Source organism: Pontibacter aquaedesilientis, assembly GCF_014773225.1.
In the GTDB taxonomy this organism is placed as follows: Bacteria; Bacteroidota; Bacteroidia; order Cytophagales; family Hymenobacteraceae; genus Pontibacter; species Pontibacter aquaedesilientis.
Genome location: NZ_JACXAJ010000003.1, coordinates 75,383 through 95,476, shown reverse-complemented (window position 1 = coordinate 95,476; position 20,094 = coordinate 75,383). Strand labels below are relative to the sequence as shown.

Annotated in this window: 21 protein-coding genes; 10 read left to right on the top strand and 11 right to left on the bottom strand. The window is 51.3% G+C overall.

The genetic code is table 11. From position 1 onward, the window contains the following. Window position 1: 1 nt before the first annotated feature. The 3 genes from H9Q13_RS08915 to H9Q13_RS08905 all read right to left on the bottom strand — a co-directional run bounded on the left by H9Q13_RS08915 (window position 2) and on the right by H9Q13_RS08905 (window position 1,898). A complete protein-coding gene (locus H9Q13_RS08915; protein WP_191183451.1) occupies window positions 2-787 on the bottom strand; it encodes a TPM domain-containing protein in 786 nt (261 codons plus the stop codon). A 6-nt stretch (window positions 788-793) separates the two neighbouring features. After that, window positions 794-1,231 (bottom strand): TPM domain-containing protein, encoded by a 438-nt coding sequence (locus H9Q13_RS08910; protein WP_191183450.1) that lies wholly within the window; start codon window positions 1,229-1,231, stop codon window positions 794-796. Window positions 1,232-1,319: 88 nt separating this feature from the next. Next, the gene (locus tag H9Q13_RS08905; RefSeq protein WP_191183449.1) at window positions 1,320-1,898 is read right to left on the bottom strand and encodes a LemA family protein; all 579 of its coding nucleotides are present in this window, start codon (window positions 1,896-1,898) and stop codon (window positions 1,320-1,322) included. A 423-nt stretch (window positions 1,899-2,321) separates the two neighbouring features. Between H9Q13_RS08905 and H9Q13_RS18010 the strand changes: the two genes are divergently transcribed. From H9Q13_RS18010 to H9Q13_RS08885, 5 genes are all read left to right on the top strand, one after another. Beyond that, a complete protein-coding gene (locus H9Q13_RS18010; protein ID WP_224744178.1) occupies window positions 2,322-2,546 on the top strand; it encodes a hypothetical protein in 225 nt (74 codons plus the stop codon). 3 nt (window positions 2,547-2,549) lie between these two features. Further along, the gene (locus tag H9Q13_RS08900) at window positions 2,550-3,551 is read left to right on the top strand and encodes a sugar phosphate nucleotidyltransferase (RefSeq protein ID WP_191183448.1); all 1,002 of its coding nucleotides are present in this window, start codon (window positions 2,550-2,552) and stop codon (window positions 3,549-3,551) included. A gap of 84 nt (window positions 3,552-3,635) precedes the next feature. Continuing rightward, window positions 3,636-5,834 carry a prolyl oligopeptidase family serine peptidase gene (locus tag H9Q13_RS08895; protein WP_191183447.1) on the top strand — a complete coding sequence of 733 codons (2,199 nt, stop codon included), beginning with the start codon at window positions 3,636-3,638 and terminating at the stop codon, window positions 5,832-5,834. 132 nt (window positions 5,835-5,966) lie between these two features. Continuing rightward, window positions 5,967-6,710, top strand: a complete 744-nt coding sequence (locus H9Q13_RS08890) for an acyl-[acyl-carrier-protein] thioesterase (RefSeq protein WP_191183446.1) — start codon at window positions 5,967-5,969, stop codon at window positions 6,708-6,710. A gap of 156 nt (window positions 6,711-6,866) precedes the next feature. After that, window positions 6,867-7,340, top strand: a complete 474-nt coding sequence (locus H9Q13_RS08885; RefSeq protein ID WP_191183445.1) for a GNAT family N-acetyltransferase — start codon at window positions 6,867-6,869, stop codon at window positions 7,338-7,340. 94 nt (window positions 7,341-7,434) lie between these two features. Here H9Q13_RS08885 and H9Q13_RS08880 read toward each other — a convergent pair whose 3' ends face one another. The 3 genes from H9Q13_RS08880 to H9Q13_RS08870 form a co-directional block, all read right to left on the bottom strand. Further along, entirely contained in the window at window positions 7,435-7,758 is a 324-nt protein-coding gene (locus H9Q13_RS08880) for a DUF4286 family protein (protein ID WP_191183444.1), read from the bottom strand. Between the two features lie 151 nt (window positions 7,759-7,909). Next, complete coding sequence (locus H9Q13_RS08875) at window positions 7,910-8,464, bottom strand: hypothetical protein (RefSeq protein WP_191183443.1); 555 nt, start codon at window positions 8,462-8,464, stop codon at window positions 7,910-7,912. Window positions 8,465-8,630: 166 nt separating this feature from the next. Next, window positions 8,631-9,872 (bottom strand): MFS transporter, encoded by a 1,242-nt coding sequence (locus H9Q13_RS08870; RefSeq protein WP_191183442.1) that lies wholly within the window; start codon window positions 9,870-9,872, stop codon window positions 8,631-8,633. A gap of 127 nt (window positions 9,873-9,999) precedes the next feature. Here H9Q13_RS08870 and H9Q13_RS08865 point away from each other — a divergent pair, with 127 nt between their 5' ends. Next, entirely contained in the window at window positions 10,000-10,638 is a 639-nt protein-coding gene (locus tag H9Q13_RS08865; RefSeq protein ID WP_191183441.1) for a YdeI/OmpD-associated family protein, read from the top strand. Window positions 10,639-10,717: 79 nt separating this feature from the next. Here the strand turns inward: H9Q13_RS08865 and H9Q13_RS08860 are convergent, their stop codons facing one another. The 4 genes from H9Q13_RS08860 to H9Q13_RS08845 all read right to left on the bottom strand — a co-directional run bounded on the left by H9Q13_RS08860 (window position 10,718) and on the right by H9Q13_RS08845 (window position 15,048). Next, entirely contained in the window at window positions 10,718-11,281 is a 564-nt protein-coding gene (locus H9Q13_RS08860) for a hypothetical protein (RefSeq protein WP_191183440.1), read from the bottom strand. A 269-nt stretch (window positions 11,282-11,550) separates the two neighbouring features. Further along, complete coding sequence (locus tag H9Q13_RS08855; RefSeq protein ID WP_191183439.1) at window positions 11,551-12,114, bottom strand: hypothetical protein; 564 nt, start codon at window positions 12,112-12,114, stop codon at window positions 11,551-11,553. Window positions 12,115-12,183: 69 nt separating this feature from the next. Continuing rightward, window positions 12,184-14,550, bottom strand: coding sequence for a TonB-dependent receptor (locus tag H9Q13_RS08850; RefSeq protein ID WP_191183438.1), 2,367 nt, complete (start codon window positions 14,548-14,550; stop codon window positions 12,184-12,186). A 168-nt stretch (window positions 14,551-14,718) separates the two neighbouring features. Then, window positions 14,719-15,048 carry a hypothetical protein gene (locus H9Q13_RS08845; RefSeq protein ID WP_191183437.1) on the bottom strand — a complete coding sequence of 110 codons (330 nt, stop codon included), beginning with the start codon at window positions 15,046-15,048 and terminating at the stop codon, window positions 14,719-14,721. 319 nt (window positions 15,049-15,367) lie between these two features. On the opposite strand from H9Q13_RS08845, the gene htpG reads away from it, so the two are divergent. Both htpG and H9Q13_RS08835 read left to right on the top strand, forming a co-directional pair. After that, complete coding sequence (gene htpG / locus H9Q13_RS08840) at window positions 15,368-17,191, top strand: molecular chaperone HtpG (RefSeq protein WP_191183436.1); 1,824 nt, start codon at window positions 15,368-15,370, stop codon at window positions 17,189-17,191. A gap of 226 nt (window positions 17,192-17,417) precedes the next feature. Beyond that, window positions 17,418-18,320 (top strand): toxin-antitoxin system YwqK family antitoxin, encoded by a 903-nt coding sequence (locus H9Q13_RS08835; protein ID WP_191183435.1) that lies wholly within the window; start codon window positions 17,418-17,420, stop codon window positions 18,318-18,320. Here H9Q13_RS08835 and H9Q13_RS08830 read toward each other — a convergent pair. Next, window positions 18,317-18,679: a YraN family protein gene (locus tag H9Q13_RS08830; protein ID WP_191183434.1), complete on the bottom strand. Its 363-nt coding sequence runs from the start codon at window positions 18,677-18,679 to the stop codon at window positions 18,317-18,319. The two genes, H9Q13_RS08835 and H9Q13_RS08830, sit on opposite strands and share 4 nt — an antisense overlap. 267 nt (window positions 18,680-18,946) lie before the next feature. Here H9Q13_RS08830 and lipB point away from each other — a divergent pair, with 267 nt between their 5' ends. Both lipB and H9Q13_RS08820 read left to right on the top strand, forming a co-directional pair. Next, window positions 18,947-19,663 carry a lipoyl(octanoyl) transferase LipB gene (lipB, locus tag H9Q13_RS08825; protein ID WP_191183433.1) on the top strand — a complete coding sequence of 239 codons (717 nt, stop codon included), beginning with the start codon at window positions 18,947-18,949 and terminating at the stop codon, window positions 19,661-19,663. Next, the gene (locus tag H9Q13_RS08820) at window positions 19,664-20,068 is read left to right on the top strand and encodes a hypothetical protein (protein WP_191183432.1); all 405 of its coding nucleotides are present in this window, start codon (window positions 19,664-19,666) and stop codon (window positions 20,066-20,068) included. The last annotated feature ends 26 nt before the right edge of the window (window positions 20,069-20,094 follow it).

Here is a 20,094-nt window from a genome sequence, read left to right as displayed (position 1 = left end):
GCTACCAGCTACTGCTTGCGCCCCCGCCGCCAAAGGAACCGCCGCCAAATCCGCCGAAGCTACCGCCGCCGCCACCTCCAAAGCCACCTCCACCGCCGAACATGCCGCCGCCGGTGCGGAAGGTGCCGAACGAGCCTGGACCGAGTATAGGGCCGCCCAATGTGCGCACGCCACGGCCTCCTCTGCCGCCCCCGCCTTTGAAGCGTGACATGATAAACACCAGCACGATGACGATGATAATGATGGTGATGAGAGAAGGACCCTCGCCCTCGCCTTGGTCAGCCTGCGGGTCGGCCTGATACTCACCGCTTGCCAAACTGATGATCAGGTTAGTTGCTTCATTGAGACCTTTATAGAATTGCCCTTGCTGAAAATTAGGCTTGAGTGTGCGTTCTGTTATACGCTTTGCGATGGCATCCGGAATGATGTGCTCCATGCCGTAGCCGGTCTGTATCGCTACTTTTCGCTCATCCAAAGCCACCAGTATCACCAGACCGTTATCATTTTTACTGCCACCCACGCCCCAGCGTTCTCCGAGTTCGGCGGCATACTGGTTGGCGTCATAATCACCGATAGACTTGATCGTGACAACGGCGATCTGGGTAGATGTTGTGTCGTTGTAATTGACCAGTTTCTGTTCCAGCGCCTCTATCTCTCCCTGGCTCAAGATGCCCGCCAGGTCATTTACCAGTCGCGGCGGAGTAGGGCGCGGCGGGAAATCATTACTCTGAGCGAAAAGCAGGGTGCTAATCAGAAGGAGGTATAGGAACAGGATGGGTCGTTTCATGGTGTGTTATTTTCCGAACGATATGTCGTCGCTCAGTTCGTTAAGGTCGCCCTTGTCATCGTAGGGGAAGTGCGATTTAAGTTGCTCCCCGGCCATAATAACACCCTTGGCTAGACCGGCGGCGTATTCTTTATTTTTGAAGTGGGAGATCACTTGCTCAGTGATGTCCTCCCAGAAATGGTCGGGTACGATGGCATTGATGCCGGCATCGCCCAGCACGGCAAACTGATGGTCTTTGATCGCGACATAGAACAGCACACCGTTGCGCTGCTTGGTCAGGTGCATGTGCAGCTGAGCGAACACCTCCGTGGCACGGTCAAGTGCATCTCCTTCGCAGTTGTTCTCGATGTGCACGCGAATCTCGCCGGATGTGTTGCGCTCCGCCTCCTGTATGGCCTCCATAATGACCTTCTCGTCCGCGTCGGTTATGGTATCTTTGGGCATGACTAGAATTGTTGATTGTTAGTTGTTGATTGTTAATCGTTCTTACTCTCGCAGGGAATGCAATCAACAACTAACAATCATTTATCCTTTAAAACTGTACCGTAGGGGCTTGTTGGGCACCCGGGTCGGCCTGGAAATGGCCTTTGCGTTCGAAGCCGAAAATGCCGGCCATGATGTTGTTGGGGAAAGAGCGCACGGTGGTGTTGTAATCCTGCACAGCCTCGTTGAACTTGCGTCTTTCAACAGCGATACGGTTCTCGGTACCCTCCAGCTGGGCTTGCAGCTCCAGGAAGTTTTGGTTGGCCTTTAGATCCGGGTAGCGCTCCACAGAAACGAGCAAGCGGCTTAGGGCACCTCCTAGTTCGTTCTGCGCCGCCTGAAAACGCTGCAGGTTTTCAGGGGTCAGATCGTCGGCGTTCAGCTGCACGCTGGTTGCTTTGGCGCGGGCATTGATTACACTTTCAAGGGTTTCACGTTCGAAATTAGCGGCGCCTTTCACAGTGTTCACCAGGTTTGGCACTAAGTCTGCGCGACGCTGGTAGGCATTCTGCACGTTCGCCCAAGCGGTTTCTACGCCCTCGTCTTTCTGCACCATGGTGTTGTAGCCGCAAGATGATTGTGAGGCCAGCACAATGAAGCCGATCAGGTAAAAGAAGATTTTTTTCATGTTTTTGAAGGGTATGGTTTGTATACGGTATAAGTACAAAGCTAAGCGATATGATTACGGAAAACATAATATGACGTTGTGAAATTGGTTTTGTGGGTGTGGTTAGTGCTGTTGCAGGTATAGCAGCATGTGCTATTGCATAGTTGGCTTGGCTTCGCCTGTGCGGCGGGCACTCACTTTTTGTCTTGACACAAAAATCGAGGGCCCCTACCCCCAGTAAGCAAAAAAGTCAAGACTCCCCAAACTCGCTGAACGCTTAAACAGTGGGGAGTCATAAAGTGCACATGGCATAGTTATTCGCTTCATAGCTCAGGTGGCAAGTTAGTCTTGCTATACCTGCCAGTGGTATATAATAGTGACGACAACACTTATACCTGTAAGAAGGTAGTGGCGGAAAAGTCCTCCTCAGAAGGGGGCAGGGGGATGACAATCATCAACAGATATCTAGCAGCTACAGCGCCTATACCTTCAAAATGGCAGTGGCAGAAGCTCCCCTCCTTGGAAAATCGAGAACGGGAGTTTGAAGATTTCGAGCGCAGCTCTGAGGGGCAGGGGTGGTTGGATCCGGCAGCTGCAAAAATCCGGCTATACCTCTCCCTGATCCTTAAAAGTCTAATCAAAAATCACTATATTGCTGAAAAAGTGTAGTATATGAAAGTCGTTATACCTGTTGCTGGTGTTGGTTCTAAACTCCGTCCGCACACGCACACGCAGCCCAAATCGCTGGTGCCGGTGGCGGACAATACTATACTGGGCCATATCGTGGAAAAGCTGCTGCAGGTAGGCATCCAGGACTATGTGTTCATTATTGGCTACCTTGGCGACAAAGTGGAAAACTACGTGCGGCAGAAGTATCCTGGCATCCGGGCAGAGTTTGTGGTGCAGGAACCCCGCGAAGGTCTGGGCCATGCCCTCTGGATTGCCCGAGAGACCTACCGCCACGAAGACAGTGTGCTCATCATGCTCGGCGATACCATCGTGGAAGCTGACCTCGAAGCCATTATCGCCTCTCCCAATTCTGTGCTCGGTGTAAAGAAAGTAGCAAAGCCTTCTCTGTTTGGCGTCACGGAAGTCGGCAACGACGAGTATATCATAAAACTGGTCGAGAAGCCGATAATCCCGAAGTCTAACTTTGCGCTGGTGGGGCTCTACAAGATCATGAAGCCCGAAAAGCTGGTCTGTTCGCTGGAGCATATCATCACCGAAGGGATACGGACCCACAACGAGTACCACCTGACCGACGCCCTTATGCACATGATCCGGCAGGGCGAAAAGATGGTGACCTGGAACGTGGACAACTGGTTTGACTGCGGCAGAAAAGAGACTCTATTGGAAGCCAACGCCAAACTCCTGAGCCGGCCCCGGTTTCGTGAGCATGACTTAAGCAGCCAGTACCCAGGCAATATCATTATACCACCGGTGAGCATTGGTGCTAACTGTAATATCTCGCACTCCATCATCGGGCCTAATGTGGCGATCGGTGACAATACCACTATCTCCCGTTCTTCACTGAGCAATTCCATTATCGGAGCCTACTCTGAACTTCAAAATGCTGTCATGCACGACTCTATTATCGGTAGCGACGCCAGTTTCAGAGGGCTGAGCCATAGCCTGAATATTGGCGATAGCACCGAGATCAATTTTGCGCAGTAGAACGGCGAAATGAACATTTTCTTCAAATTCCGTATCTTTATACCTTGTAAAAGCTATTAGTTTTAAACACGATCGTATAGCCTCATGAAAAAAACAACTGTTCTTTTGCTGGCGGGCGGCCTGACTGCCGTCACAGCCTGCAAATCATCCCAAACCGAGAGTACCGCCACTGGCATGAATACCGAAACTACCACGACAGCGCCCGTAGCGGCGTCTGAAACCCAACTAAATTATCCGAAAACGAAGAAAGTAGACCATGCCGACGATTACTTCGGCACCAAAGTGGCTGACCCGTATCGCTGGCTCGAAACCCATAACGAGGAAGTGGATCAATGGGTGGAGGCGCAGAACAAAGTAACCTTTAACTACCTCGATGGCATAGAGTTCCGCGACCAGATAAAAGAGCGCCTGACCAAGATCTGGAATTACCCGAAGTATGGCGCTCCGTTTAAAAAGGGTGGCAAATACTACTTCTATAAGAATGACGGGTTGCAGAACCAAAGCGTGCTTTACGTGCAGAATACACTGGAGAGTGAACCCAAGGTTTTCCTGGATCCAAATAAATTCTCGACAGACGGTACTGTGGCTTTGACCGCCCTGTCCTTCGACAAAGACGCCAAGTATGTTGCTTACGGCACGTCAAGCGGTGGCTCCGATTGGAACACCTATGAGATAATGGAAGTTGCCACCGGCAAGAAGCTTGACGACAAAGTGGAGTGGGTAAAATTCTCTGGTCCTAGCTGGCACAAAGACGGCTTTTTCTACAGCCGCTACGACGCCCCGACCGAAGGCAACAAACTGGCCAATAAGAATGAGTACCATAAGGTATACTACCACAAAATCGGAACACCGCAGAGCCAGGATAAACTGATATACGAAGACAAAACCAAGCCGCTCCGTAACTTCTATGGCCAGACAACTGACGATGAGCGTTTCCTGATTCTGAACGTGTCGGAAGGTGCAAGCGGTGCCAATGCCCTTTACTACCGCGACCTGAAAGACCCGAAGTCTACGATCAAGCCGATCATCGATAACTTTGAGTCGGAGTACGACGTGGTGGACAATGTTGGTGATAAGCTGTTGGTGCGCACAAACAAGAATGCCACTCGCTACCGTTTGGTGCTGATAGATCCTAAAAAGCCGCAGGAGCAGAACTGGAAAGTAATAGTGCCGCAGAACGAGAATGTGATGGGCAATGTATCGCTGGTAGGAGGCCGCATCATTGCTTCTTACATGAAAGACGCTGCCAGCGAAGTGGTGGTATACGACACTAATGGCAAGCAACTGAATAAGGTAGAGTTGCCAGCTATCGGTACAGTAGGTGGCTTCGGCGGCGAGAAAGACGACAAAGAGACGTTCTTCACCTTTACTTCCTTCACCTACCCGCCCACCATCTACCGCTATGATGTGCCGAACAACAAAGTAACCTTGTTCCGCAAGACCGAAGTTGACGTGGATACCGAAGCCTATGAAACTAAGCAGGTTTTCTATACCTCCAAGGACGGGACTAAAGTGCCGATGTTCATTGTGCACAAAAAAGGATTGGAGCTGAACGGCAATAACCCGACCTACCTGTATGCTTACGGTGGATTCAACATCTCACTCACGCCAAGCTTTAGCATCGCCAACATGCTGTGGCTGGAGAATGGTGGCGTGTATGCGATGCCAAACCTGCGCGGTGGCGGTGAGTACGGTGAAGACTGGCACAAAGCGGGTATGACCCCGAACAAGCAAAATGTGTTTGACGACTTTATTGCGGCAGCTGAGTACCTGATCGCCAACAAGTATACCTCCAGCGAAAAACTGGCCGTGGGCGGTGGCTCTAACGGTGGTTTGTTGGTAGGTGCCTTTATGACGCAACGTCCGGAGTTGGCCAAAGTAGCTGTTCCGGCCGTGGGTGTGATGGACATGCTGCGTTTCCACAAATTCACTATCGGTTGGGCTTGGGTGCCAGAGTACGGCTCTTCGGATGACGAGGCACAGTTTAAGAACCTCTATACCTTCTCGCCGCTGCACAACATCAAAGAGGGCGTGAAATACCCGGCTACGCTGGTGAAAACCGCCGATCATGACGACCGTGTAGTGCCTGCGCACTCCTTTAAGTTCATCTCTGAACTGCAGGAAAAGGGCGCTCCGGGCAACCCATACCTGATCCGTATCGACGTGCGTGCAGGTCACGGTGCCGGCAAACCGACTTCACTGGTTATTCAGGAATGGGCTGATACCTGGGCTTTCCTTTATAAGAATATGGGTGTGAATCCGTATGCCAAAAAGCAGCCGTAACAGGTATAGCTGAGATTGTAAATAAGAAAAGCCAGAGCTGCAGCGATGTAGCACTGGCTTTTTTATGCCCTTGCTTGGCTGGTTCTAAACCCGATTCCTGCGTACTTTGCAACACGAACCATCCCACACGCTATGAAATCTATGACTGGGCAAAGTGCGTTCACCGTACGCTCCACAGAGACTGACCAAAATGGGCAGGCGACCTTACCGGCACTGGTCGGCTACATGCAGGAAGCCGCCTGGGACAATACCGCCACCATGGGCATTTCGATGTATGAACTGCTGGAGCGGGACCTTACTTGGGTGCTGCAGCGCATGCGGGTCGAGATGTTCCGCTACCCGAGACACCGCGAGAAGATTGTGGTCGAGACCTGGGCGTCGGGACGCGAGCGGGTATTCCTGCACCGCGATTTCAGGGTATACGGCGCCGACCGGGAGCTTTTGGGGCAAGCCACCAGTGTATGGCTGGTGATGGATGTGGTGAAGCGCCAGCTGGTATCGGTCCCCGACTTTATTACGGCCGTGGAAGTAGTGCCAGGGCAGGAACCGCTGCCTTTCGCTAAAGGCAAATTGCCCCAACTGGAAGAGGTCAGGTATGAGCAGCGTATGCCTGTGCGCTGGCACGATATCGACCTGAACCGGCACGTCACCAACACACGCTACCTGCAGTGGGTACTCGAGACGCTTCCACCAGAAATACTTGAAAAGCAACAGTTAAAAGAAATTGACATTATCTTTAATGCCGAAAGCGCCTTGGGTGACAAGGTAATAGCCACAGCAGGGCCAACACACGAGCTGGATGTCTTTCTGCACAAACTCACCAGCTCCGAAACAGGCAAAGAACTGGTGCAGGCCAGGACGAAGTTTGGGAGTTAGAGAGTTAAAAAGTTAGAGAGTTTAAGAGTTAAAAAATCAGAAAGTTGGTGTCTTCGTAGGGACAGGTCGCGACCAGTCCGAATCGTGCAAGGGGTAACCTGTTCGAAGCGTGCTCCAAACCATTTAACCATTCAACAATTAGCAATCAACAATAAAATGATCAACATCAGAAAAGGAACCATAGACGACCTGCCGCAGGTACACGATTTGATTAAAGAATTGGCGGTATACGAAAAGGCGCCCGATGAAGTAACCAACACGGTAGAGGATATGCGCTGGGATGGATTCGGTGAGAATCCGATTTTCAGGTTCTTCGTGGCCGAGACCGAAGAGGGGATTGTAGGTATAGCCTTGTATTATATCGCCTATTCCACGTGGAAAGGCAAGATGCTTTTTTTGGAGGACCTCATTGTGACCGAGCGCCTACGCCGCAGTGGCATCGGCAAAATGCTGTTCAATGCCGTTGCCCGCGAAGCCAAGGAAATTGGTGCCAAGCGTATGAAATGGCAGGTGCTCGACTGGAACGAGCCAGCTATCGGTTTCTACAACAAAATTGGGGCAAATCTGGATGGCGAGTGGATCAACTGTAACATGACCGAAGAGCAAATCAAAGCCTACAGTGCCGATTAAGGTATAAGTTTATACCTGATCAGGCTGTAGTATTCAAGAGACAGGCCCGTGCTAAGGTATAGCGCGGGCCTGTCTATTGAAACTGTTTTTACGCTTAGTCCCGCTCCACGTCTTTGCCCACTATCTCGAGCAGCGACCGGAACGCCACAAACTTCTCCGGATAGCGCTGCAGTACTTTGGCCTGCAGTTCCGGGGCGTGCTCGCGCTGGTATTCCTCCAAGTCTTCGAGGCTGCGGCAGGTATACTGCACGGCGTAGGTGGTGCCGCCATTGTCCTCTTCGTTCAGGAGGCGGGCTATCTGGTTGTTCAGGAAAAAGCCAGTGGCCATCACTTCCGGGATGTGGGTGCTCTTCATCCAGTTCAGCCACTCTTCGGCCACACTGTTGTCGATGTTGATCGTTACGTTGTAGATAATCATACCCAAAATTACGAAATTGGCAGGCTTAAGTCAGGTATAGCGGCCTAAAAATTATGGGGGCAGGTGTTTGCAGACCCAGGCTATACCTGCTCCTGCATACAGAAAGCCTCCCCAGTTGATGGTTGCTCAACCGTTTGTAATAGGATCAGCATTACTGGCAATGCCAGCTGCCTTCCCGGCTCTTAGCCTGTGTACCGGCCGACGGGGCCTGGTAGGCAACCAGAATAGCGCCCTGGCCTGTTCTTGGCAATAGCTTAAGTGACCCCTCCTGCAGCTGTATCTGCAATACGCCTTCTTCATTCGCTATGGCCTTGAGTGTGCCGGCGCTATCGCGCAAGGTATAGTAGCTGTTGGTGTTGAGGCCGGTGGCAGTCAGGTCTTTCACCTCGTATACCTTCTGCTTTGTGATGGCTCCTGCTTTGCTGAGCGCTACCTTGTTGGTGCTCTCCACCTTGCCGCCTATCCACAGGTCTTCACCCAGGCAGGCAGAGGTTTTGGCAATCAGGTCGAAGTATGCCTCCTCTACGGGCTCATCCATCGCCGCGACGGTAATGGCTCCAACAGATGGTGCTGTAGTGGCCTGCGGGGAGGAAGTTAGGTTTTCTGCCTTGTGCTCTACCTTAGGTGAGCAGGAAACAAGTAGCAGTGCAGTCAAGACGACCCAAAGGGATAAATCGGAAGTTTCAAGAGTAAAGAATTTTTGCATAGGCTATAGTATATTATAGTTGATATATACTATTTATACTAGCCTTAGTGCATTTTAGTTGTTGGCGGTGTAATTATAATTGCTGATTTAAGTTTTTGATTTTAAATAACTTAGGCCATGTATTAACCAAACTGTATATTTTGGGGTTGCAATGTTTCCAGGAGGGCTACAAAGGCTCCATATAATTAAGGTCTTTGCCGTATGTTTCGTCCAGCGTCAGGATAGAAATAATGGCAATAGCCATGCACAAAATACCCAGTAGCAAGGCACCGGGCACCAGGCCAACCCCATCTTTGAGAGCGCTAAAGGTAAGTGTAAGTGGCACTACGGCGCCACGCACAAAGTTGGGAACAGTGGTAGTAACCGTGGCGCGTATGTTGGTGCCAAACTGCTCGGCTGCTATCGTCACGAACACGGCCCAGTAGCCGCCCGCAAAGCCAAGGGCCACGCATAAGGTATAGAAGGCCGTTAAACTGAAGTTGCGCCCCAGCAGGTATACCCCAACAAAAATACCGGTGAGCAGCAGGAAGGCCAGCACAATGCTGCGCCTGCTCTTAAAGCGCTGACTCAGGAAACCGCTGGCAAAGTCGCCGAAAACCAAACCGAGGTAACAGAATGAGACAGCCCTGGCTGCCGATACGGTGTCGGTGACGCCGAGTGCCAGCCCGAACTCCGGCGAGAAGGTAATCAGAATACCCACCACATACCAGATCGGTACTCCTATAAGAATGCACTTGAGGTACTTCCAGAAGCGTTTGCTGTTGGTAAAAAGCGAGAGAAAGTTGCCCCGTGTCACATTGGTCTGCTTCAGGTCGTTGAACATACCCGACTCATATACCCCCACCCGCAGCAAAAGCAACAGCATGCCCAGTCCGCCGCCAATAAAATAAGCCGTTCGCCAGCCAAAGTACTCACCCACTATACCTGCCAGTATGGCTCCGGATATACCAATCGTGGCGACCACCATCGTGCCATAGCCGCGCTTCTCCTTCGGCAACACCTCCGACACCAGCGTAATGCCAGCGCCCAACTCACCGGCCAGTCCCACGCCCGCCACAAAGCGGAGCACGGCATACATGGGTATGGTAGTTACAAAGCCATTGAGGATGTTGGCGATGGAATAAAGGAAAATTGAGCCGAACAAAACCGAAAGCCGTCCCCGCTTATCGCCCAGCACACCCCAGGCTATCCCTCCAAGTAGCATACCGGCCATTTGCATGTTTAGCAGCAGCACGCCTTCTTCGAGCAAGGCTGTCGGGTCGGTAACGCCCAACGACTGCAGACTGGGTATGCGCACAATGCTGAACAGCACCAGGTCGTATATATCCACAAAATAGCCCAGAGCCGCTACAATTACAGAAGCGTTAAGCAGGTAATGTTTTTTGGAAGATGATTGAAGGGTCGGCATAAGGTTCAGTGAATGACAGCATTAAATATAGTATTTTGAATATCATCACAAAAGTAAGTGAGGGTGAATACTCGTTTTTAAAACATTTCTTTTAGATTAGAGGCAAAGAGATTCTATACCGAACGACATGCAAAGCCTAAGCAAGAAGCTGCAACTGAAACCAGGATATCACATACTGGCGCTGAATGCGCCGCAAAACTTTGCCGAAACGCTACAGGCCGAAGGGTGCCATGTTACCGAGACGAGTTCGATGCCTGAAAGCGGGACAACTTACGATGCGGTGCAGCTTTTTGTGAAAGACAGCGGTGAGCTCAACGAGTACATTCCGCTTGTTGTGATGGCGTTGAAAACGGATGGGCTGCTTTGGATCGCATACCCTAAAAAAAGCTCACAAGTAAAGTCGGATTTAACGCGTGACAAAGGCTGGGAAGTGGTATTCGAGCTCGGTTACGAAGGTGTTCGGCAGGTGGCCATTGATGAAACATGGTCTTCCCTCCGTTTTAGACACATGTCCGAAAGGAAAGGGCCGTCTAAATTTGGGGTCGATATGCCAGGTATAGACCGTGAAGCCCGTACCGTGGAAATACCAGATGATTTGATGGAGGCCCTGGAGGCAGTTGGCTTATTGGAAACTTTTGAGAAACTGGCCTTTACACACCGCAAGGAGCATGTGCTGGCCATAATGGAGGCAAAACGCCCCGAAACCAGAGCCAACCGCATCGGTAAGACCATCGAAATGTTACTGGGGCAGCAGGCTAAACGTTAAACAGATAAGAATGAAAAGCGAAAGACCGCCTTCGGAAACACGAAGGCGGTCTTTTGTCTTTTTGACGATGATGGCGAACTTAGTTTACAATCACATTAAAACTCACATCCACGTCGGTCTCACCGGCTGTGGTATTGGTGCCGGTTTTAATCCCGCCCGGTTGGTGCTTGAGGATAACCCGTAGTTTGCCGGCACCTGTGTTCGGGCCCGTGTTGATGGTTGTTTCCAAGCCTACAGGGCGGTTGTTGGCATCTCTGTCCTTTATTTCGACGCCCACTGAGGCATTGCTGCCCGATTCCGGTGTGAAGGTATACACAAACAAATGCTCATTTGTCTTCTGTTTGATTTCGTTGGTAACGTTGACAGAAGGTGTTTTGCTGTCGTCAGCCAAGGTGATGGTCGCGTTATACACCGTGTTGGCCTTCAAAGTCAGGGGGCCATTTTGCACAGGCGAGCCACTCAACGTACTGATCGTGGCCGTTGCGTTCTGGCCTTTGCCCTCTGGTACAAGCGACAGCATCACTGTGGTGATTACCTCGCCTTCTTCATCCGGACCCGGACCATCGTCATCGCCGCAGGCAGTTGTTGTGAGCAGGGCTCCCATCAGCAAGAAGGCTAAATACGGTCTTAACAGCTTTTTCATATGAGTAAGTCTAATAGGGTCTTGGAGAAAAATGGTATAAGCAATAAATATATATAAATAATACGCTCCGGTGAAATTCCGGTGAAGATTTACGGGAATTCGGATGCAACGTCTGATTTCCAACCCGAAAACCTGATGTCTTCCTAATTCAGCGCAATTGAGTCCGGCTATATAAGTGGCTCTCGGAGTTGCTACCCCCCTTGCAACAATTCAAAAAGTAAAGGGGATATCAACAGATATCCCCTTTAGGAGCAGTGTGCGCAATAAAACTACTCTAGCCTGATGGCATAAGTCACATCGGCATCCGTCTCGCCGGTGCTGATGGTGCTGTTGTTTGTTTTAAGACCGCCTGGCTGGTGCTTTAGTACCACACGAAGAGAACCTGATTGCGCCGTGGATGATGTCTGAAGCGTGTTTTCCAATCCAACAGGGCGGTTGTTGCGATCTTTGTCAGTTTTTGTAACAGTCATCAAAGTGGCCGGAGAAGGCACGAAGAAAAACTCGTGCTCATGGCCTTCTTGCTTGATCTCTGCTGTCAGGTCTTCGTTATTCGCCTCGTCAAGCACCCGAATGGTGGTTGTGTAGGTAACGCCAGCCTTCAGCACCACAATGGCTGGTGTCATCACCGGAGCGTTGCCGCCATCGCCGTCCAGGTCTCTGTAGGTAGCCGTAATGGGGGTACCGCCGCCCTGTGGCGTCATTGTGAGTGTCACGGTTGTAATGAGTTCTCCTTCCTCATCGTGTGGTTCATCATCGTGATCGTCGCATGAGGTGAATGACACTAAAGCGGCGATCAGTATAAAAGTTAGGGGCAGTCTGAATATTTTGCTCATGATTAAATGGTCTTATAGAGGTTTGCTAAATAATGGTTTAAGCTTCAATTTGATAAAGATGAACTGGGCCTAGCGTGTGCTGAAATCCAGCGGAAGTTTCACGCGGAACAGCAGCATGCGACCCATGTCATCAGTGAAGTACCGGAAGCGGTTCAGGTAGTCGCGATACGACGTGTTGAGTAAGTTGCTACCGGTAATGCCTAACTCTACCGGCTGGTTGCCGATGCGCAACGTGGTGCCGGCTTCCAGGTTCAGCAGGAAGTAACCCGCAGGCGGATCCATGTAATCCTGTTCAGTTTTGGTCGGGACACGGGTCTGTTTGGCCACGTAAGTGCCGCCCAGCGCCAGATAGGAATCCGTTAGTTTGCCCAGGGCCGCAAGCGGCTCGTAACGAAGCATGTTGCTATACCTGTCGGCAGGCACACCCACAAGGTGGTCATCGAGATTCAGGTTGGTGGCTCTGACAATTGAAGTGCGTGACTCCAGGTATAGCTGTTGGGTGAATTTATACTCCAGGTCCAGGTCTACTCCCCTGAAAACGGCGTCGGCCTGCTTGTACTCAAACGTTGGGAAAGCCCCGCGGATGGTGAGCGTGGGTGGCTGCACCGGCGCCAGGTAGATGTATTCGTTGATGAAGTTGTTGTACACGCTCAGCTTTCCGTTCAGGCGCGGGTTGGCATAGTAAGTTACTGACCCCTCGAAGTTGTAAGCCTGTTCCGAGTTCAGGTCACGGTTGCCACGTTCGTAACTGGCTGAGCCATGGTGCACCCCGTCGCTGAAAAGCTCATTGGCTCCCGGAGCCCGCCAGGCCGAAGTAGCGCTCAGTCCAAAAGTCAGGTGATAACCTACGTCGTACAGAGCGCCCAAAGTGCCAGAAACGTTATGGAACTGGTACTCTGGCCGAATAATGTCGGAGTTGCGCTCCCGCTTCGTGATGCTGAGCTTCTTGTAGTCGTACCGCACGCCACCCTCCAGTTGCAGTTTGTCCTTACGCCACTTTTCGGTGACAAAAGTCCCTGCCGTGAAATTGCGGAAGAACGGAATGAAATACCGCCCCTGGTAGGTATTGTTCTGGTAAAGGGTTGTTATACCTGCCGAACCCGAGAAGTTGCCCGCTGGTGTGTGCTCCCATACCGTCTCGGTGGTGTGCGTGGTAATGTCCAAGGTCAGTTCCGGGTTCGAACCGGAGGCGCGGTGGGCATCATACTCCTCCCGAATGTTGCGCTGCAAGCCGTACACAAATTCCAGCTTGCCGGCACTGCCGGTATCCCAAAAGACTTTGGTCTTGAGCAGATGATGAGTCACATCCTGGTAGGGCCGCTCGATGGCGTAAGTGAAATCGTAACTGGTTTGTTCCGGCCGCTCGCGCCCGATGGCGTTTTCCAAGTCGGTCAGGTTGCCAATGTGCGACGCTTTCAGGATGCCCAGTTTCGTGTTGAATTGACTATAAAACGCCTCCGCACCGAAATTCTCTTTCTTATACCCAAGTGCTCCCGAAAAATTCAACTCCTGAAGGCCTGTATTCTGCATAAAATAGTCCGCTGTTCTGGCATTTCCTGCACGCTTGGCCGTGCCCTGCAGCCGCCAGCTCCAAGCCGATAACCTCGTCGCCTTTCCCTCCACAGTCGCTGACACCCCTCCTTGCCGGTTATTAGTCGAGCCCAGCAGGTTCAGTTCGCCGCCCACGCCAGCCGAGTCGGGTAGAGCGCTTGGCTCCACGATCACCACACCGCCAATGGCGTCAGCACCGTAGCGTACGCCGGCGGCCCCTTTCACTACTTTCAGCTCGGAGGCTACAAACGGGTCGATCTCCGGGGCATGTTCAGAGCCCCACTGCTGTCCTTCGTGACGCACGCCATTGTTGAGCAACAGAATCCGATTGCTATGCAAACCGTGAATAACGGGTTTGGAGATGGTCGGCCCAGTCTGTATGGTCGACATGCCTGAGATGTTCTTAAGCGACTCACCCAGCGATAGGCCGCGTGTCGACTCCAGTTGGCGGCCGGTCAGCGAGCCGGTAGACTGTGCCTCTTCGGCCAGGCGGTTGCCTGTGATCTCCACCTCGCTAAGTTGCCTGGTGTCGAGGTGCAACGTCAGGTTGCGCACCGTAGACGAGGCCATTCTGAGAGATGGTTGCTCCGGAACGTACCCGATGTAGGTTAGTTTTAAGGTATAGCTGCCCCGGCAAAGGTGGTGGAAGTGGTAGTTGCCGTACTCATCGGATAGAGTGGCCCGCTGTAACTCCTCTATGTAGATCGTCGCGCCGATGAGCGGCTCACGGGTATCGTGGTCCAGCACCTTGCCCGAAAGTGTCAGGCCGCAGTCCTGCTCTGGCCCGTCGCCGTTTGTGAACAGTGGCCCCTGCGCCAGAACCGGGCCGACCACTAACAGCAGTAGCCACGACAGCAGCGTGTTTAAAAAAATGGATTTGAACACAGTGTAGGTATAAGGTAGGAGAAGCACTGCACACCCTGTCTGCAAAAAGCGCAAATGCAGGTGTTCGGGCTTACCCTAGTCAACAAAAAATAACGGGAAACCAGCGTACAGCATACTAAGCCATTAATTTGAAACGGGTATGCGAAGCTGATTTTAAAGGATAGGGGATTAAACTACGGCAGGCGGGCCGCGCAGCGCAAGGCGTGCATGGGCGTCAAATGCCTGGTAAGCGGTATACCGGGCGGTGTGCTCCGGCAAAATAGAAAGCTCAGGGAAGGTATAGACTTCGGTTACGCCATGGTAAGGCGCCCCAAACAGATCTTCGACCGGACAGTGACTGTGCTTCTTATCGACTTGCGCCTTGTTTTGGTCGCCTGCTAAGTGGCTATGCTCGGTGTGGGCATGGCTGTGCAGGCTGAGCAACAGCTGGTCCGGCACCATAGCACGCGTGAACAGCAGCAGCAGAAAAAGGGCGATATATGTCGTGAAACGGTGCACCTATAGTCAGTCAGTCAAAACAAAGATAATCGTTTTTTTAACATGGTTGCATGAGCAAACAAACAATCCGGCGGTCTAGTTGCACATCACTGAGCGAGATACCTGGAGGATTCATGCCAAAACAACAAGTTTTATACCTATGTAAGACTTAACGCGGAAGGTATAGCGGATGTTTTCTGACAACCTGTCACAATCCGGGCTGTTCTATACCTGTGGAACAGGATTTGAAAGCGATTGGGCAGGAAGGCTCCTGTCCTTTTTGAATACATCGATTAAGAAGACATCACTTATTAAAATATAGATTTTAAAGGTATAGCACATGGAAGAAAGAGGTAACATTTCGATTCACACCGAAAACATTTTCCCGATCATAAAGAAGTTCCTTTACTCCGACCACGAGATTTTTCTGCGTGAGCTGGTGAGTAATGCTGTGGACGCCACCCAGAAAATGAAGCGCCTGTCATCTATCGGTGAGTACAAAGGTGACCTGGGCGAGCTGAAAGTAGTGGTAAAAGTGGACAAAGACGCCCGCACCATCACTATTTCGGACAACGGTATCGGTATGACAGCCGAGGAGATCAAGAAATATATCAACCAGATTGCTTTTTCGGGTGCCGCCGAGTTTGTGGAGCGCTACAAGGATGCCGGGGAGCAGAACCAGATCATCGGTCAGTTCGGTTTGGGCTTCTACTCTGCTTTTATGGTGGCCGACCGTGTGGAGATCGTAACCAAATCTTATAAAGACGAAACCGAATCGGCGCACTGGACCTGCGACGGCAGTACCGAATTTGCCATTGCCCCTGCCCATAAAGAAGACCGCGGCACAAACGTGATCCTGAATGTGGCTTCTGATTCAGAGGAATTCCTGGAGACGGCCCGCATCCGTACCATTCTGGACAAGTACTGCAAGTTCCTGCCAATTCCGGTTGAGTTTGAGGGCGAGATCATTAACAACCCGAATCCGATCTGGACGAAGCAGCCATCTGAACTGACGGACGAGGACTACAAAAACTTCTACAAAGAGCTATACCCATTCTCAGAGGCCCCGTTGTTCTGGATTCACCTGAACGTGGACTACCCTTTCAATCTGACCGGCATACTCTACTTCCCGAAGCTCAAAAACGATTTCGAGATACAGCGCAACAAGATTCAGCTCTACTCCCGCCAGGTGTTCATTACCGACGAGGTGAAGGACGTGGTGCCGGAGTTCCTGATGCTGCTGCACGGTGTGATCGACTCGCCGGACATTCCGCTGAACGTAAGCCGCTCGTTCCTGCAGGCTGACTCCAGCGTGAAGAAGATCAACACCTATATCACCAAAAAGGTAGCCGACAAGCTGAACGAGATCTTCAAAAAGGACCGTACGGCTTTCGAGACCAGTTGGGAAGATATCAATGTGTTTGTGAAATACGGCATGTTGAGCGACGACAAGTTCTACGAAAAGGCCAAAGACTTTGTGCTTTTGCAGAACACCGAGGGCAAGTACTATACCTTGGAAGAGTATAAGACGCAGGCACAGGCGAACCAAACCGATAAGAACGGCCAGTTGGTGCTGTTGTATACCTCGGATGCCGACAAGCAGCACTCCTTTGTGGAGGCCGCCCAAAACCGCGCCTACGACGTGCTCAAGCTCGACTCCGTAATTGACAGTCACTTTATCGGTATGCTGGAGCAGAAGCTCGAGAAAACCACCCTGAAGCGCGTGGATTCTGAGACGATTGATAAGTTGGTCGAGAAAGATGAAACCAAGGAAAGCGTACTGAACGATACCGAGAAGGAAGACCTGAAGAAGATTTACGAGACAGCCATCAACAACCAGAACATGAAGGTGGAAGTAGCCCCGATGTCGCCTGACGATGCCCCGGTGATTATCACGCTGCCGGAGTTTATGCGCCGCATGAAAGACATGAGCAAGGCTGGTGGCGGCGGTATGATGTTCATGGGCAATATGCCGGATACCTATAATGTGACCATCAACGCTAACCATAGCATCAACCAGCGCATCCTCAAGGCCAAAGATGACAACAAAGAGCGCATCGCCCGTCAGGCCTTTGATCTGGCGTTGCTGTCGCAGAACATGCTCTCTGGCTCTGCCCTAACCGCCTTCGTGAAGCGCAGCGTAGACCTGATCGACAAAGAATAGCATTACCTTTTCATAATTACACTTAACAGGATAAAAGCGGTGCCCAGTTGGGTGCCGCTTTTTGTTTTGTGGCGGCTTACCCTGTGAACTAAGCAGCTCGACGAAAAGTTATAAGGGCTAAACTCATTGGCGGGTTGGCAGGTATATGATTTATCCGCATATTTACGTTGCTTAAAAAAGCTTTATACCTATGCCTATCTGTAGGGCATTGATTCTAACTAATATCATGAAGCACTTTCTTCCTCTTGCCTGGCTTGGGTTATTGTTGGTCGTGGGGCTTACAGGCTGCAAACCCTCTGCCTATAACAGCGACTACAACCTGAGCCGTGCCGCCCTGAAGCAAAGCGCCAAAGACGATGCAGTAGCCCTTGCCGATACCGCCAAGCCATCGATGGAGACGGGTAAAGGCTTAGAGGAAGTAGAAGAGAAACATCAGAAAAAACGCAAAAAAAAAGCCAATAAGCGCTATTTCATGGGCGAAAGAGTAGCCCGTGGCTTTGTGAAGTCCGGTGGCCGCGGCGACCGTGAAGTAGTAGAGACCTTTAGCTACCTGGTAGAGCACCAAGAACCGGACCCTTACGCCCCTGAAAAATATTACTACGACACCAAAAAGCGCAAGCTCTACAAAACCCGAAATGAGGTGGATCCCGATCAGCACAAAGTCCTGCATGGTCCTTACAAAAAAGAGCAAGGCGGTGAAGTGGTGGAAGAGGGTTACTTCTATGTCGGGACGAAGCACCTGCGTTGGGAACGCTACAACCGCAACGGCATTTTGTTATCCAAAGAGCATTTCGAGAAAGGCTTTTTGCGCGACGCGGTAGTAACCTATTACGAAGGCACCAAAAAGATAAAAGAGGTGATACCTTATGCCTACGGCGAGGTGCAGGGCACGTACTACCGCTTCTACGAGAATGGGCAGCTGGAATGGACCGGGCAGTATCAGAAAGGCCGCAAAGTGGGGATTTGGGTGAAGCACTTTGATTTCAGAGCCCGTCGCCAGTATGAGTACCAGTACCCTAAAACGCCTTACGAACCAGCAGCAGAGCCCTATCTGGTGAAGCAGTACGACCGCCACGGCACCCTCATCTACGAAAAGGACAAGCTGGACAAGCGGGCCTCAGCCCGTTAATGAAAGGCGTCTTCGATGTGGAAGATCTCCGGCGGTTTTGTCATGGTGATGGCGATAATGTCAAACCGGATATCCTCCTGCCAGCCCGATTTCAGGATATAGGCGTCGGCCGCGTTGAGGATCATGCGCTGTTTGCTGCGGCTCACAAACTCTTCCGGATAGCCGAAGTCATCATTGGTTCGGGTCTTCACTTCCACGAACACCAGTAAATCGTCTTTTCGGGCAATAATGTCAATCTCGCCTTTTCCCATGCGCAGGTTGCGCTGCACAATGCGGTAGCCTTTTTCGCGCAGGTGGTCGGTGGCGAGGTCTTCGCCATTGAAACCGGTGGAAAGATGTGGTGCCTGGGGAGTCGTCATAAGCTGGCTTTCATTGCCTTAAACTAAAAAGCACCATTCGGGGTTTTCTCTTCAAGGTATAGCCCACTGGTGTAGCAACCAGTTTGCGTATGCCCCCTAACAGCCGTATCTTTGATGAAAATTAAGTGAAGGCGGGTTGCTTAACTCTGCTATACCTTAGAAATCGGACCAAACTGTGTTGATCGAACAATGGCTTTGACAATGGGAGGTATAAAAAAGTCTTGTGTCTTAAGTCTTGATACTTGTGTCCTTTAAAAAAGAAACAACGTGGTACAGAACAAAACGATAAAGTTTGAGCACCTGGGGCTGATCGACTACAAGGAAGCGTGGGACTACCAGGATAAGCTCTTTACGGGTATTCTGGATATGAAGGCCGCCAACCGCAACGCGGACCCGGAAGCACAGCAGACGACCCCGAATTACCTGTTGTTTTGCTCACACCCGCATGTGTATACCTTGGGCAAGAGCGGACACGAGACGAATTTGCTCATCAACGAGGCAGGACTGGAGGCGAAGGGAGCCACGTTCTACAAGATTAACCGCGGCGGCGATATTACTTACCACGGCCCGGGTCAGATCGTGGGCTACCCTATTTTGGATCTGGACCACTTTTTCACTGACATACACAAGTACCTGCGCTTGCTGGAGGAGGCCATTATCCTCACTCTGAAAGACTATGGTATAGAGGCTGGCCGCATAGCAGGTCTGACAGGCGTGTGGCTCGACCATGTGGAACAGAAAAACCCGCGCAAGATCTGTGCGATGGGCGTGAAGTGCAGCCGCTGGGTGACCATGCACGGCTTTGCCTTCAACATCAACACCGACTTAGATTATTTTAACAACATTGTGCCATGCGGCATCACCGACAAACAGGTAACCTCACTGGCCAAAGAACTGGGCCGCGAATTGCCGATGGCGGAGGTGGAAGAAAAACTGCTGATGCATCTGGCCGGGCTTTTCGAGGCGACTATCACAAAAGAGTAAATGAAAAAAGATATTGATTTCACCCCGGTAGAAGGTGTGGCCGTGGCGATAGCCGCTACAGGCGATATTCCGGAAGAGCGTACCTGGAACGTATACCTGATCAACAACAATAATGTGCCATTGGATAATGTGTTTGTTACGTCCAAAGGGTACGGCATTATCAAAGACGAGGAGGTAAAGACATCGGTGCTGCGCCACATGTTTGAACGAGTGGAGCCCAAAAGTTATGTGCAGGTAGAGGTGATCGACCCGTCGGTATTCAAACTGAACAACGAGTACTGGGTGAGTTACTACATAGACGGCAAAATCTATGATAAGCGCTTTGTTTTCGTGCCCGATTCCATCACCGAGGACCACCTGATCGAGATCAGCATGCTGCAAATGCAGGGCGTGCTGCATTCGTAAGGTATAGACCTTTTATCTCTTCCCGA

What these genes read in the sequence shown, in the direction of transcription:
- H9Q13_RS08915 (WP_191183451.1), bottom strand. Translation starts at nt 787, where the DNA reads ATGAAACGACCCATCCTGTTCCTATACCTCCTTCTGATTAGCACCCTG.
- H9Q13_RS08910 (WP_191183450.1), bottom strand. Translation starts at nt 1,231, where the DNA reads ATGCCCAAAGATACCATAACCGACGCGGACGAGAAGGTCATTATGGAG.
- H9Q13_RS08905 (WP_191183449.1), bottom strand. Translation starts at nt 1,898, where the DNA reads ATGAAAAAAATCTTCTTTTACCTGATCGGCTTCATTGTGCTGGCCTCA.
- H9Q13_RS18010 (WP_224744178.1), top strand. Translation starts at nt 2,322, where the DNA reads ATGACAATCATCAACAGATATCTAGCAGCTACAGCGCCTATACCTTCA.
- H9Q13_RS08900 (WP_191183448.1), top strand. Translation starts at nt 2,550, where the DNA reads ATGAAAGTCGTTATACCTGTTGCTGGTGTTGGTTCTAAACTCCGTCCG.
- H9Q13_RS08895 (WP_191183447.1), top strand. Translation starts at nt 3,636, where the DNA reads ATGAAAAAAACAACTGTTCTTTTGCTGGCGGGCGGCCTGACTGCCGTC.
- H9Q13_RS08890 (WP_191183446.1), top strand. Translation starts at nt 5,967, where the DNA reads ATGAAATCTATGACTGGGCAAAGTGCGTTCACCGTACGCTCCACAGAG.
- H9Q13_RS08885 (WP_191183445.1), top strand. Translation starts at nt 6,867, where the DNA reads ATGATCAACATCAGAAAAGGAACCATAGACGACCTGCCGCAGGTACAC.
- H9Q13_RS08880 (WP_191183444.1), bottom strand. Translation starts at nt 7,758, where the DNA reads ATGATTATCTACAACGTAACGATCAACATCGACAACAGTGTGGCCGAA.
- H9Q13_RS08875 (WP_191183443.1), bottom strand. Translation starts at nt 8,464, where the DNA reads ATGCAAAAATTCTTTACTCTTGAAACTTCCGATTTATCCCTTTGGGTC.
- H9Q13_RS08870 (WP_191183442.1), bottom strand. Translation starts at nt 9,872, where the DNA reads ATGCCGACCCTTCAATCATCTTCCAAAAAACATTACCTGCTTAACGCT.
- H9Q13_RS08865 (WP_191183441.1), top strand. Translation starts at nt 10,000, where the DNA reads ATGCAAAGCCTAAGCAAGAAGCTGCAACTGAAACCAGGATATCACATA.
- H9Q13_RS08860 (WP_191183440.1), bottom strand. Translation starts at nt 11,281, where the DNA reads ATGAAAAAGCTGTTAAGACCGTATTTAGCCTTCTTGCTGATGGGAGCC.
- H9Q13_RS08855 (WP_191183439.1), bottom strand. Translation starts at nt 12,114, where the DNA reads ATGAGCAAAATATTCAGACTGCCCCTAACTTTTATACTGATCGCCGCT.
- htpG (WP_191183436.1), top strand. Translation starts at nt 15,368, where the DNA reads ATGGAAGAAAGAGGTAACATTTCGATTCACACCGAAAACATTTTCCCG.
- H9Q13_RS08835 (WP_191183435.1), top strand. Translation starts at nt 17,418, where the DNA reads ATGAAGCACTTTCTTCCTCTTGCCTGGCTTGGGTTATTGTTGGTCGTG.
- H9Q13_RS08830 (WP_191183434.1), bottom strand. Translation starts at nt 18,679, where the DNA reads ATGACGACTCCCCAGGCACCACATCTTTCCACCGGTTTCAATGGCGAA.
- H9Q13_RS08820 (WP_191183432.1), top strand. Translation starts at nt 19,664, where the DNA reads ATGAAAAAAGATATTGATTTCACCCCGGTAGAAGGTGTGGCCGTGGCG.